General features: G+C 55.4%; 11 protein-coding genes and 1 riboswitch. Of the genes, 1 reads left to right on the forward strand and 10 read right to left on the reverse strand.

Features of this window, described 5'->3' with window-relative positions; all coding sequences use genetic code 11:
• Window positions 1-81 precede the first annotated feature (81 nt).
• The 9 genes from grdC to selB all read right to left on the reverse strand — a co-directional run bounded on the left by grdC (window position 82) and on the right by selB (window position 10,870).
• A complete protein-coding gene (gene grdC / locus E0E37_RS00310; RefSeq protein WP_130860989.1) occupies window positions 82-1,623 on the reverse strand; it encodes a glycine/sarcosine/betaine reductase complex component C subunit beta in 1,542 nt (513 codons plus the stop codon).
• Between the two features lie 169 nt (window positions 1,624-1,792).
• The gene (grdA, locus tag E0E37_RS00315; RefSeq protein ID WP_130860990.1) at window positions 1,793-2,263 is read right to left on the reverse strand and encodes a glycine/sarcosine/betaine reductase complex selenoprotein A; all 471 of its coding nucleotides are present in this window, start codon (window positions 2,261-2,263) and stop codon (window positions 1,793-1,795) included.
• Window positions 2,264-2,407: 144 nt separating this feature from the next.
• Complete coding sequence (trxA, locus tag E0E37_RS00320; RefSeq protein WP_130860991.1) at window positions 2,408-2,725, reverse strand: thioredoxin TrxA; 318 nt, start codon at window positions 2,723-2,725, stop codon at window positions 2,408-2,410.
• A 226-nt stretch (window positions 2,726-2,951) separates the two neighbouring features.
• Window positions 2,952-3,890 (reverse strand): thioredoxin-disulfide reductase, encoded by a 939-nt coding sequence (gene trxB / locus E0E37_RS00325; RefSeq protein WP_130860992.1) that lies wholly within the window; start codon window positions 3,888-3,890, stop codon window positions 2,952-2,954.
• Between the two features lie 380 nt (window positions 3,891-4,270).
• Complete coding sequence (gene grdB, locus E0E37_RS00330; RefSeq protein WP_130860993.1) at window positions 4,271-5,590, reverse strand: glycine reductase complex selenoprotein B; 1,320 nt, start codon at window positions 5,588-5,590, stop codon at window positions 4,271-4,273.
• Between the two features lie 11 nt (window positions 5,591-5,601).
• On the reverse strand, window positions 5,602-6,882 hold the full coding sequence (locus E0E37_RS00335) for a glycine/sarcosine/betaine reductase component B subunit (RefSeq protein WP_130860994.1): 1,281 nt from the start codon (window positions 6,880-6,882) through the stop codon (window positions 5,602-5,604).
• A 145-nt stretch (window positions 6,883-7,027) separates the two neighbouring features.
• Window positions 7,028-7,399, reverse strand: coding sequence for a GrdX family protein (locus E0E37_RS00340; protein WP_130860995.1), 372 nt, complete (start codon window positions 7,397-7,399; stop codon window positions 7,028-7,030).
• Between the two features lie 315 nt (window positions 7,400-7,714).
• A riboswitch (glycine riboswitch) is annotated at window positions 7,715-7,819 on the reverse strand.
• A 181-nt stretch (window positions 7,820-8,000) separates the two neighbouring features.
• Window positions 8,001-8,933 carry a selenium metabolism-associated LysR family transcriptional regulator gene (locus tag E0E37_RS00345; protein ID WP_130860996.1) on the reverse strand — a complete coding sequence of 311 codons (933 nt, stop codon included), beginning with the start codon at window positions 8,931-8,933 and terminating at the stop codon, window positions 8,001-8,003.
• A gap of 14 nt (window positions 8,934-8,947) precedes the next feature.
• Window positions 8,948-10,870 (reverse strand): selenocysteine-specific translation elongation factor, encoded by a 1,923-nt coding sequence (gene selB / locus E0E37_RS00350; RefSeq protein WP_130860997.1) that lies wholly within the window; start codon window positions 10,868-10,870, stop codon window positions 8,948-8,950.
• A 955-nt stretch (window positions 10,871-11,825) separates the two neighbouring features.
• Between selB and selD the strand changes: the two genes are divergently transcribed.
• Window positions 11,826-12,875, forward strand: coding sequence for a selenide, water dikinase SelD (gene selD, locus E0E37_RS00355; protein WP_130860998.1), 1,050 nt, complete (start codon window positions 11,826-11,828; stop codon window positions 12,873-12,875).
• A gap of 181 nt (window positions 12,876-13,056) precedes the next feature.
• On the opposite strand, the gene E0E37_RS00360 is transcribed toward selD, so the two are convergent.
• Entirely contained in the window at window positions 13,057-13,503 is a 447-nt protein-coding gene (locus E0E37_RS00360; RefSeq protein ID WP_130860999.1) for a GNAT family N-acetyltransferase, read from the reverse strand.
• Window positions 13,504-13,847: the final 344 nt, after the last annotated feature.

The raw sequence follows: 13,847 nt of genomic DNA on the forward strand, positions 1-13,847 counted from the left end.
GGGGCGCCGAGGTCGCTTCTGCCGACGCTTCGCCGCCTCATTCCCGCCGCCGGCCCATGGGACCGCCGCTATACCCCTGTACTATTCCTCGTCCGCCAGCAGCGCCGCCGCAAAGCCTTTCATGGCTTCGCCGATCAGGCTCTTGACCTTAGCCTCGGACACGCCGCCTTCCTCTTCCGCGCCGCTGTTCGCCTGAACGATGAAGGAAACTCCGTCGAACAGGTTGGTCATACGGCCCAGGAACAGGCTGCCCTTGCCGATGATCATGGCTCTATTGATCTTTCCGCTCATGATATCCTCTCTGGCAAAGCCCAGATAGGGAATACCGGAAGGAATGTGGCCCTGCGTGGGAGCGAATCCCACCATGCCGTGATTCTTTACAAACTCGGGAATACCTGCCCGCTCAATGTCGCCTCTCTTTACGCCCAGCGCCGCGATCATTTTATAGTTGGCCTCCGGCACGTCTCCGGCCCCCGCAGGCTTCGTGACGTCCGGATTCTGCATCTCCGGAGAGAATTTGTCGATATCGGTGATCTTAAGGCCCGCCGCGTCCAGCGGATCGGTCACCAGAGAGGTGATGACAGCCTGGGGAGAAGAACCGGTCCCTACCTTGTGGCGGCCGATGTAGTCCAGATTGAATTCCGGGCTCTCGCCGTCATTCTGAGTGACCAGAACAGCTACGCCGCCCAGCACGTCTTCCAGAATAGGCAGATCTTTCTTCACGTGATCCTTGCCGTTCATGCCCAGCTTGGCCGTGCAGCCGCCTGCAGCGACTACTACGTTCTTGTAAGCCCCGGACTTGACCAGAGCAGCGGCCTCCACCAGCGCGTGAGCCGGACCGGCGCAGAAGCCTCTGGTGTCGGAACCGGTGGCGTTCACAAACCCGGCGATCTCAGCGGAAGCCTTGGCGAAGTTGCCGCCGCCTCTCTGGTTTACGTCGCCGCACGCCTCCTCGCAGCAGTCGATGACGTAATCCACGTCCTCCGGGCTGATGCCGGCGTTCTTTACGATATGGATCAGGGCCAGGACCTCGGAGGCCTTGGACACCAGATTTTCAAAAATAACGTGGGCGGAGAGGTTCACGTCGACGTCGTGGGCCCGCTTTACGTAACCGACGATCTTTCCGCCGGTGCGCAGCGCTTCTGCGTGCTCATCCTCCACAAAGTGTTTGATGTCGGCCTCGTCCACGCCTTCCTTCACCAGCTCCATCATGCTCTCCGTCACCAGCGGATGAGCCGCCAGCTTGGGTTTTACCGCATCCACGAAGCTCTTCTCCAGCTTGACCAGATCGAAGGTATCGCAGATCTGCATCAGCAGAATAAACTCATCCTCCGGCATGATCTCGCCGAATTTTCCAAAGCGGTCCGCGCCGTCAAACTTTTTGTCTGACCAGGGCTGTCCCATTGCCGCCAGATCGTCGATAGGCAGGTTTCCGATATAAGTCTGGTTGGGCGGATAGGCCACCGCATCCTCATAGCTTCTGATATGCTTGGGCAGTTCCACCAGATACTCGGACTCGGGATTGACGATCCGCTCGGTGGTCTGCGTGCTTCCATTGTGGATTACCATATCCGGAACATGGACCAGGATATAGCTGGCTGCTTTCAAAACGCTGTTGCTCATGTAACTCTCTCCTCACTTTATTGATACTCTGATAATAATACGCTTTTCATCAACGCGCTGTCTGTCTCTCTTTATACTGCAACGATCGAATGTTGGAAGGTCTGAAACACCGGATTTTCGGCTTGAAAAAAGGGTGGTTCAAAAAGAACCACCCCTTCCATACCTCAGATTAGTATTTACAGAATTGTTCTCTGATCGAGCTCATCTCACTTACGATGTCATCCACGTCCAGTACCATTTCCATCATACTGATCTGCTCATCGTAGATTCCTGCATCTACTTCTTCTTTGATTTCCGGTTCACAAACGTGATATACGCTGAGTCCCAACGAGACTCCTGCCAAAGGACCTGCGAAAGTCGGGTCACCTGCAGTTACAGTTTCAGCGGCCAGTCCGGCAGCTTCACCTTCCGCTGCGCCGAGTAATACGACACAGTTTTCCGGTCCATACTGTTCTGCAAATTCCTTAACTCTCTTCTGGTTTTCCAGATCCATGGCTCCTGCGGCCGTTCAAACGAAGCATTCAGTGGAAGAGAAAACTACCTCTCCACCCGCAGAAACTACACATTCAGCAATAGCTGGACCCGGAATGCCATCGCGGTCACCGATGATGATGACCTTTTTTCCATTTAAAATGGCCATGTTCATTCCTCCTTCTCGCCGTCAATTGACAGTTGCCGCTTTAACGGCCCTTTGGGACCTGCTCCCGTCAGTTGAAGGCATAATGTTGCAATATGCTTATCTGCCTGCTTCGCGCCTCATGCCCGGCAGGCAGGATAAACCGTTCTAGATGTACTTCTGGATCATCGCCTCGATATTGGTTACGGTGGCGTCGTCCTTCACACACTCGTCTACCTTTTCCCCGCCTTTGTAAACGGCGATGACCGGCAGACCCATGATCTTCTGACCGATGGCCAGTCTTCTGGCTTTGGTGGTGTTCAGAGCGGCAAACTTCATCTTGCCCTCATATTTTTCAGCCAGCTCGTGCACGTGGGGCATCAGAGCCTTGCAGGGCTCGCAGCCGTCTCCATAGAAATCCACCAGCACGTATCCTTCAGCCTTCAATACTTCTTCTTCAAATGTGTTCTTATCTACCTCAAGCATTTTAACTCCTCCTTTTTTCAGCGGCAAAACAGACTCTCACCACTTACTACGCAAATCCCGTGCCACTTTCGGTCAAGGCCGCCGCCAAACGCGTCTCCGCCTGCAAACAGACGGTTCCGACGTGTGAGCTGTCGGCTCGACACGTTTGCAGTCTGCAGACAGTGCAGCGCCGCCGCGAACAAGTCCTCCCGACCGTGAAGTAAACCGCACGATACTTCCGTTTTCTCTATTCGTGCTCCTCGATATACTTTCCGGCCTGAACCGCAGCGATGGCGCCGTCGGCCGCCGCCGTGACTACCTGTCTCAGGCTCTTGACTCTCACATCGCCCGCGGCAAATACGCCGGGAATTTCCGTTTTCATATCGTCGTCCGTGCGGATGTAACCCTTTTCCAGAGCCAGCTTGCCTTCAAACACTTCGGTCTGAGGCTTGAAACCGATGAAGACGAACACGCCGAAGAGGCCGTCCTCTTCATCCGCAACGATCTCTCTCTGCTCGCCGGTCTTCGTGTTTTCCACGATCATGGAGGAAAGCAGTCCGTCGCCCTTGAGCTCCTTGATCACAGAATCCCACATGAAATCCATCTTCTCGTTCTTGAACGCTTTTTCCTGAATGGACTTGGCCGCCCGCAGCTCGTTTCTTCTGTGGATGACGGTGACCTTTCTGGCAAACTTGGTCAGGTACATCGCCTCTTCCACCGCCGCGTCGCCGCCGCCTACTACGTAGACCTCAAAATCTTCAAAGAATGCGGCGTCGCAGGTGGCGCAGTAGGAAACGCCCTTGCCTGTGAATTCTTTCTCACCCGGGCATCCGATATTCACCGGAGAAGCTCCCGCCGCAATAATTACGGTTTTTCCCTGATACGTTCCGTTCTCGCATTTGATGGTCTTTACATCGCCCTGAAGCTCCACATCCAAAACAGTGTCGAAGACTTTTTCCGCTCCAAAGTGAGCCGCCTGCTTGGACATACGCTCGATGAGCGTAGGACCGGATTCCTCTTCCAGAGATCCCGGATAGTTTTCGATCTCAGCCGTCTGTACGATCTGGCCGCCGTCCTTTGCCTTTTCGATAATCAAAGTGCTCAGTCTGGCTCTGCCTGCATACAGACCTGCGGAAAGTCCTGCCGGACCGGCACCGATAATGATGACATCATAAATTTTGCTCATGAGTGTGTACTCCTTTCATCTTAGATAAGATTAATCTTTCTCACATCGGTAGTCAAGGCAAAATTTTCGCCGATTAACGGCAGATCGACACCGACAGTTTTTTGTCGACACTTGCATCCCTTCCAATTTCTAGCGTCCAGCGTTTCGTAATCACGATTATTTTTTAAAATTGCATTTATGAAACAGTCAGAGAATTTCGTCAACTGATATTTTTCGTCTGGCCCCGGCACTTTTTTCCTGGGCCGAAACCCTTATTTCCGCCCTGGCGGACCGGGCCCGTAAGCCCGATTTTAAGTCTGCCGGCCCATAGAGCGGACCGGCAGACAGATATGTGTTTTGATTCGATCACATCAAAAGATCTTCGTATGCCCCAAAAATTCCTAGACCGTCACCCAGTCGAACACGGTCTGATCCGTCACTTCTGTGGACAGCGCTTCCAGAGCCTTGGAGAGCATCTTTCTTCTGATATCCTTCTCTTCTTCCGCAGACAGCGCCGGATTGCCAAGCGGATGCGGGATCGCTACCGCCGGAACGATCCGATTCGCTCCGACTGTCAGGGAGATGGGGACTACCGTACAGACGTGGACCACCGGAATGCCCGCTCTTTCAATTTCTTTTACCATCGTTGCACCGCAACGCGTACAGGTTCCTCAGGTGGAGGTCAGAATAACCGCGTCCACGCCGTCGTTTTTCAGTTCCTGAGCGTATTCCGCAGCAAACTTCTTGGCGCTGGCAACGGCAGTTCCATTTCCTGTCGTCGTATAGAAATATCTGTGCAGGCTTCCGATCCTGCCTTCCTTCTCAAACTCTCTCATGACATCCACGGGAAGCACTCGGTCCGCGTCGTCGTTGGCATAAACGGGGTCGTAGCCGCCGTGAGCGGTCTCATAGGTAGCGGCGGTCAGATCCGTCACGCCCTCGATATCGTATTTGCCGTAGTGGGAAGCGCTGGAGGACTCAATGTGATCCGGATTGCCCTTGGGCACGATCCCGCCGGAGGTCACCAGCGCGATCTTCGCCTTGGAGATATCCTTCACAGCTGGATTGGGCGTCACGCGGTCGAAGTCCGGCATGGGGAACTCGGTGACGTACTCTTTTCCGGCCAGTTTCGCAAGCAGCATATTCACCGCGCGCTTGGAGCCCCTCTCCTTCTCAAAGAAGTTGACGCGGATTCCGTTGGGAATATAGCCTTCCTCTGCGGAAGCGCCGATCTTTTCGCCCTTGGCGACCTTCAGAGCCAGCGGCGCCATTATCTTCACCGCGTCTCTCATGCCGGCGGCGCTGTTCTTTGTGGAAGCGATATAGACCTTCGCTTTGAACATATCCGCGCCGGGGTTCTCCTTGTACATGCCGGTGATGACCGGAACGCCAAGCTCTTCCTTGACGGCCGCAGCCACGGTGCCGCAGGCTACGCCGTAACGGCCGGCGTTGAATGCAGGTCCGCAGATCACGAGATCCGGGCTCTTGCTTTTGATCATATCGAGAACGGTCTTCTTGGCCGTGTCGAGATTTTCATTGAAATAGGAGTCGCCGCAGATCACGGTGGCGACGATCTCGGCTTCCTCGCCGAAAGCGGTGTTGAATGCCATTCCAGGGCCTACGAATCCGTCGCGCAGCTCCGGCTGATAATCCGCTTTTTCTTCTCCGCCGATGTTGGCAAAGAACTGGTTGATGTAGTGAACTACTTTAAGCTTACTCATTTCTTTCCCTCCTATCTGGCGCTCAGTCTGTTGAAGCCAAGCTCATTGGTTGCTCCGGTGATAACCTGCAGTTCGGCCTCGATGCTGCCGTCTTCCTTCAGGCTTCCGTCCCATCCGCCGGCTATTTTGTTGGCTACCTCCGGATGACCGATGACCTTATCCATGGGCGGCAGTTTGATGACTACGTTGGCGTTTCCTCCCGTGACCACGGCGTCGGCGCTGACATCGGCGTCCGCCAGAGACTGAGAAGCGCCGTCCTGACCGGCATACTCGTCGGTGATGATAACGGTCTTGATCCCCTTGGCTTCGATCTTCTTGCAGTTCATGATCAGGTCCGTATCCGGATTTCCGAAGCCCTCCTGAGAGATGATGACTCCGTCCACTCCCAGGAACTCGGCCAGCTTGGCGGCCCAGTTGGAGGAGCGTTCCTTGTCGGCCAGATATACGTTCTCATTGGTGATGATCACGCCCACAAAGTTTAATTCTTTTCCGTGCTTTTCGAACAGATCTTCTATGACCGGATTGTTCAGATGATGGTACGTGGTATTCTTATCGCAGGCGGACACGCAGTTTCCGCTGACGATGGCGCCGTCCATCAGTTCCGTGGGGCAGATCAGCGTGCTCAGAGACTGCTTGGCGTCCACGCCGTACACATAGGTGTCGTGCAGCAGACCCTGGCTCTGGAGCATGAGAACGTAAGCCACTCTCGGCAGATCCGGCATCTTTTTCAGACCTTCCGTCACGGAATAGGTCTCATAGGTCTTCACTTCTTCCGCTTCGATGGACTTCGCCAGTTTTCCCAGATAGTCCGCCGTCTTCAGACCGGCCATGCGGGTGGCGTGCTCATGAGCGTGCTGCTTTATTCCTTCCACCGGTTCGATCACCAGCACCAGGTTGTTCAGTTTGGAGAACGGCGTGTAGTCTGCCCCCGGACCGGTCATGTCGATGATTCCCTCCTGGAAACCGACGATCTTGCCTGTGGTGACCACAGCTGCGCCTTTCAGTACGTTCGTCCTCCCGCTTCCGACGGTCTCCACCTTGGAAATGATCCCCGGGAATACTCCGCCTTTTCCCTCGACCTTCACTCTCGGCTCGATAACGTCTTTTACGGGCGTGATCCGGATGCTGTCACCCGGCTTTGCGATTTCGATATCAACGGACGCGATGGTCTCATCCTCAAGCAGCATGGCTCTCACTTCGTCTTTATTGACGTAGAGCACGTCGCCCTGCACTTTGGATTCGGGACCAAATTGAATGTCATTGATATGGATGTAACCCAATTCTAATTTCATCGCAATGTCTCCTCCTCATCTGATTTTGGCAGTTTTATGCTTCCCGATATGGCCTTGGGTCATACGGGACATTTTTGCGGAGGACGCCTTCGGCTCCCTCCGTTTCCACGCTCCCCGCCTCCGGTCTTCCGGACAGGCGCCGGCGCTAGCCCAGCGCGCTTGCGAGCAGCGATAGATCGATCTCCCTGAAATCGTCTTTTAAACTTTCACTGGCATTTTCCCCGAGATGGGGACGCTTCATCTCCATGAATTTGTCGTATGTGGCTATACTGTGTTCGATCACCTGGAGAGATTCCATGCTCAGCGGGCCCGTCTCTTCGGACATGGCCACAGATTTAAAAGGCGTTTCGTTGGGTTTGACGCTTCCCATAAGCGGGTGCGTCAGCAGCTTCTGCCCCTGATGAACTCTGTTCCGCGCTTCGATCAGCACATCCCGATACGATCCGTCAATAAACATGATCTTGTGATCCTCGCCATAGCGTTCTCTGACCTTTTCATTGTTTGTGATGATAATCATATTGGTGTGATGTTCTCCTTTCATTTGTGAAGTGCCTGTATGCCTGACGCTCCGGATCCACGGCCCTGCCGGCCCGCCGTTTTTCGGCGTTTCGGCGTTTCAGCCGGCCGTCTGGGTCTCCCCCGCCCGCCCACGTGGGGGACAGGCGGTCTTTCCGCTTCTCTCAGGCTTTCGGTTCTCCAACAAAAAAGAGCAGAAAGCATGCAAGATTATGCCTTCTGCTCTGTTTCTAACCTGAGAGTTTCTCCCTGCAGCGGACTGCCTTTATGGCCTCCGCCGGAATTGCCCCTTCGGCGCTTTCGCTTTCCAGAGTTCTGTCCGACTGCGGTTCGGGTACCTGAGATCATCACGGCGCACGTTGGCATCATGCGCTGCTTATTCCTTCGGTGTTGCCTGAGCAAACTCTCCCGCAATCATCAACCAGTCAGTGTTCATTTACAAGCATATTTTAACATAGCATCAGATATAGATGCAAGCTATAATTGTTAAAAAATTAATAATATTCTCCTATTGCTCATGCGGATTTCTCATCCTGCCATTCGGAGACTTCATGGAAGGAACAGCAGGCTGTAAGGCCCCGTCCTCTCACTCCGCCGTCTCTTCATTTCGCGGCTTGTTTCAGCGCGTCTCTGCGCAGTTCCTGATATTTTCCTGTCACAAACCCGCGGAAGGTCTCCGCGATGGGCGAGAGAGTAATGCTCTTATTGTGTACCAGATAGAACATACGATTCATCTGAAGACCTCTGATGCGGAAAATCCGCACATCCGGACTGCCGGCGAGATCCTCCGCTGCCAGACGTGAAATGACCGCCGAGCCCATCCCGCCCTTTACAGCCTGCTTGATGGCCTCCAGACTGGAGAGCCTGGCCACCACGTTCATATTTCGCTGGCGGATCCCCAGGCCGGATATGTAATTTTCAAACTCCCGCCGCGTTCCGGAACCCTGCTCCCGCAGGATCATCGGCTCGTCCATAAAGTCTTCCGCCGCGATCTCATCCCCGCCCATCTGGCCCAGCCTGCCGTCCGCCGGGGCGATGACCACCAGTTCATCTTCCAGCAGAGCCTCATAAGTGAGCGCGCTGTCCTCCACCGACCCGGCAAAGCCCAGTTCGCCCTTGCCCGCCATGATGTTCCGTGAGACCTCCTCGCTGTCCGACTGCATCACATAATACCGCACGGCGGGATACAGTTCGTGAAATTCCGCCAAAAGCCCCGGAAGCATGTACTCTCCCGGCACAGCCGAGGACTGGATCTCCAGCACGCCCCGCATGTCCTTTCCGTATCCCTGAATGGCCATGGACGCCTTCTCCCGGGTGTTCAGCATGGCGGCGGCGTACTTATAGAATACCTTTCCCTGTCCCGTGGGCACGGCTCCCCGTCCGTTTCTGTCCAGCAGAGGCACGCCCAGTTCCTTTTCCAGAGTGCTGATGTGAGCGCTGATGGTGGGCTGAGTCAGAAAGCAGGCGTCGGCCGCCTTGGAAAAGCTCTTGTACTTGACCACGTTTACAAACGCTTCGATCTGTTTGAATTCCATGTCTACTCCTTCGTCTACAGCAGCGAACCCTTTCCCGGCACGCGCTCGTCGCCTTCCTTCACCGTCAGCTTTTTTTCATCCGTATAGTCCAGGATCATCAACGCAAATTTCCGCGAAGTGTTCATCAGGTCCCTCGCCTCCGCCAGCGTGATGCTTCCCTTTGCATTCATCTGTTCCTTTATCAGCTGCACAGCCTTGTCGTGATACTCCCTGTGCATATAGATCTGCCCCGTCATACGGACCAGCGCGCCCTCGTTGACCAGCGCCAGCACCGTCTGCTTCGCTCCGTTCTTGTCCTTCTCCCCGGCCAGCGCCTCCTCGATCTCCGGAGCTTCGAATCCCCGGCTTCTGTAGAATGCATCCAGCCTGTCTCTCTGTTTTTTCTGCTCCGGCGTGTAAGAGATCTCAAAATCTATTTTCGCCACGGCGTTGCCGGCCGTCCGCACGCGGCCTGCCTCCTCAAAACGCTTCAGCAGCAGATCCGCCTCCCTGACGTCGCTTCTGTGGAGCTTTGCCAGCAGCTTAGTGCGAAATTCTTCCTTCTGCATGCCCGGGGACAGCGGATTCTTCTCGTGGTACTCCTGAAGGAGCTTCTCCGCCGCCTGCGCCGCCTGCTCCAGATAATCCCGGTGTATGGGGACCCTGTCCATCAGCATGACCGCCTTCCCCTCCGCCACCAGCTCGTCCACCATCCGCGCGGTCTCCTGAGCAGTCCGGCGCAGCTGACGGGCCAGAGCGTCCAGATTCAGCATGTCCCTGCTTCCTTCCTTCACCATCTGCTCCAGAAGCCCTCTGTCGTCGCCCGACTCCCTCACGGAGAGTGCTTCGATCACCTTCTCGTCAAACCGCTTGTGCTTTCTGGGGTTTGCATCCAGTACCACTCCGCCGCCGATGGTCTCCACCGGCGAATAGAAGCGAATGACAAAATGATCGCCCTGCCGCACGGCGATCTCCCCTTCCACGCGCAGCTGCGCGTATCCGCTCTCCCCCGGAGCCAGCGCCTCAGCATCCAGAAGCACCGCTTTGCAGAGTATCTCGTCCGACCCGTAGTACAGATGCACCCGGCTGCCGTTTAAAAGCTCCCGTTTTGCGTCGGCCAGCATGGAGATCTTCGCGTCGATCATCATGGATGTGGTCAGAGAGCCCTTCGCCGCCAGCACGTCGCCCCTGCGGATCTCCTCTTTCTTTATGTTGACCAGATTTACCGCGGTCCGCTGTCCCGCTCTGGCCTCCTCCACCATCTTGCCGTGGACCTGCAGGTTTCTCACCTTAGCCGGCTTCTGCGACGGATAGATCTCCACCTCCTGACCCACGGTAATGCTGCCCTCCGTCAGCGTTCCTGTGATCACCGTTCCGAAGCCCCCGATGGTGAACACCCGGTCGATGGGAATGCGCAGGATGTCCGGGTTGCAGTTTTTTTCCGAGCAGTCTTTTACCAGCTCGAAGATCAGCTCCCTGAGCTTATCGATATTCTGTCCCGTGAAAGAGGATACTTCCACCAGCGGGGCGTCAGCCAGAAATGTACCCTTGACCGCCTCGCGCACGTCCTCGGCCACCATCTCCAACCAGTCCCCGTCCACCGTGTCCGCCTTGGTGAGCACGATGATCCCCCGCTTGATGTCCAGCAGTCTGAGGATGTCCAGGTGCTCCACCGTCTGGGGCATGACGCCCTCGTCGGCGGCGACCACCAGCAGCACCAGATCGATGCCGCCGATGCCCGCCAGCATATTCTTGATAAAGCGTTCGTGGCCCGGCACATCGATGATGCCGATGGTCTCGCCGTCCGGCGTGTGCAGATCCGCGAATCCCAGCTCAATGGTGATCCCCCGCTGTTTTTCTTCCTTGAGCCTGTCTGTGTCCACCCCGGTCAGAGCCTTGATGAGACAGGTCTTTCCGTGATCTACGTGTCCCGCTGTTCCTACGATAATATTGTTCATATGCGTATCATTCTCCCGTCATTTGCAGTCTGTCCATGGACCGCTTCTTTCTTATTATGCCATTAAATCCATGCTGATTCAATTGCAAATCACGCACAAAATTTTGGCGGCCGGTTTTTCCTTCCGTTTCCCTCACGCGCTCGATCCATCCCTGACCCACGGTCGATCCGCTTCTGACGCGTGCCCGATCCACCTCTGACACATGCTCGGTCCGCTTTTGACACATGCCCGATCCGCTTTCGACACACGTTCGATCCACATCTGAACCACACCCGATCCGCCTTCGACACAGGCTCGGTCCGCTTTCGACACATGCCCGATCCACATCTGAATCAAATCTGACGCATGGCTGACCCCCATTTGATCTGTCACCGGCCCGTCCTGATCCACATTTGATTTTCCTCCGATCCACTTTCGGCCCGCTCCGATCCGCTTTCGACCCATCTCCTGTCCATTTCAGACGTACGGGCGATCCAGATCCGCAGCAGAATACTGCACCGAATGCGGGTGACTGCGGATGTCCGGGCGGTGCTGTTTTCTTTCCGTGTTCTTGACCTCCGGCACGTTGAGACAGCCGATCCGAAAGATGATCCTCCGCTCTCGTGACAGAGTTCCCCTGCAACGTACCGTGAACGTACCATGCTGCTGGACGCATTCGTTCTGCGCCGGCTGTAGCCTGGGGCGCATTCCCCGGCAAGCTCCCGCCCCCGTCTCCCATCGCGGCGTCTGCTTTGAAAGGTCGCCGTTACCAGCCGCGGTTCGTTTCCTTACTGTAAAAGTAGACGGTTTGGAAAAATTGTGGTACAATACTGCTGTTTTCCGAGTCAGCAACGCAGGTGAAGATCACCGCGCTCCGGACCTTCCCGGACGCGTCAGAACAGCGCTCGCCCTGCCGTACCGGAGACATGTCCGTCAACACTATTTTTTACGAAGACAAAACAGAGGAGGTATGACTATGAGCTGCAGCGATCAGAACGGACCCAGGCTGACCGACATGACGCCTCACGCTGGGTGAGCGGCTAAAATCGGGCCCGACGCCCTGGCACAGGTTCTGTGTCACTTACCGAAATTCCACGATGAAAATCTAATAGTGGGCTTCGACACCAGCGACGACGCCTCCGTTTACAAGATAGACGAGAACACGGCGCTCATCCAGACGGTGGATATTTTTCCGCCGGTGGTAGACGACCCCTACGACTACGGCCGCATCGCCGCGGCCAATTCTCTCTCAGACGTTTACGCCATGGGCGGAAGACCCAAGCTGGCCATGAACATCTTCTGCTACCCGGAAGATCTTCCTCTGGACATGGTCCAGGGCATCCTCCAGGGCGGCTATGAAAAGGTGGCTGAAGCCGGCGCCATCGTCACCGGCGGCCACACGATCAAGGACGCGGTGCCGAAATACGGACTGTCCGTCTCCGGCTTCGCCCATCCTTCCGAGATCCTGACCAACAGCGGCGCGCGGGAGGGCGACGTGCTGATCCTGACCAAGCCTCTGGGCTCCGGTATTCTGAACACCGCGGCCAAGGCCGGCCTGACAGAACCGGAGACCTTCAAAGTCCTGGTGGAGACCATGGCGGCTCTGAACCGTACAGCCGCGGAGATCGCCTCTGCATCCCCGGTCCACGCCTGTACCGATATTACCGGCTTCGGATTTTTGGGACATGTGTGCGAGATGGCCCGGGGAAGCTTTCTGGCGGCGGAGATCGACTCGGCCTCCCTTCCCCTCATGCCCCAGGCTGAAGAATTTGCGGAGATGGGGATCATCCCCGCCGGCGCTTACAACAACCGGGGGTATCTGGAAGGAATGGTCCGCCTGTCCTCAAGCGTTTCGCTGGCTCGGGCCGACGTCATGTTCGACCCCCAGACCTCCGGCGGCCTGCTCTACGCCCTGCCGGAAAAGGACGCGGTAAAACTTCTCGCCCGCCTGAAAGACGCTCTGCCCTCAGCGGAGATCGTCGGTCATCTGAAGGCGTTCGACGAATATTTTATCGAGGTAAAATAGAACTGCAAAAAGGGCTTCCGCAGACTTTTATTCTGTGGAAGCCCAATATTTTTATATGAATGAAGAAAAGTTTCCTTGGGAAACGTGATTCGTCCCGCGGGCTGACTTTCATAAACTGACTTTCATAATGAGAAACAGGCCTGCACCCGCCTTGGACTCACCGGCGGGGGTTCTCTGTTCTCTAATGAATATACATTCTTGTCATTTCAGAATCTCCGTCTCCCTGGACCATGCAAAGGAATTTCCAACCGTAACGCTCATAAAAACAGGTATGGTCTGTTATCAGGTATAACGTGCCGATTCCCTTCTTTTTCATATCAGCGCATACATAATCCAGCAAATTGCCGGATATTCCGCTGCCCCGTCTATCTTCTTCTGTATATACTGCACAAACGTTTGGAGTAAGGTCTTTTCTATCGTGGAAATCATTCTCGATCACTCCCAGACCGCAGATGATCCTATTACCTTCCATTGCCATATACCATTGTGGAACTGTTGCGCCCTTCAGGCATTCTTCCATGCTTTCCAAATACGCTTCCAATGGAATACCCCATTTCTCATGAAACCATTGCGCCGCTTGTTCCTTTATCTCTGGTCTGTCTATCAGCCTGACTATTTCATAATCCATTTAATCAACAACTGCCTTTCAAATTTTGATCTTTTCGTTCATTTCATTCATTGCATTTCATTTCAAGTGATATGCGTCCTGTTCCTGCCGGTCATATTTCATACAGAGCAGGTCCCGGCTCTTCCCGTGCCATACCGCAGCCGATGTGCGGGATCGCCCTCCCGTTCTTTTGAAGTCTCTGGGGCGTTGGGCTTCTGGATTGGCCGCGGGGCGTTGGCTGTGGGTCCAGCGGGCCGTGGAGACGTTAGCTTCCGCGTTCATCGAGCCAGCATGCTTGTTGCCCTCTGCAGGCGTCTGGTCTCGGTGGCGGTGCGCCGCGGGGCGTTGGCCGCCGGGTCCAGCGG

Source organism: Bacilliculturomica massiliensis, from assembly GCF_900605495.1.
In the GTDB taxonomy this organism is placed as follows: Bacteria; Bacillota; Clostridia; order Peptostreptococcales; family Anaerovoracaceae; genus Bacilliculturomica; species Bacilliculturomica massiliensis.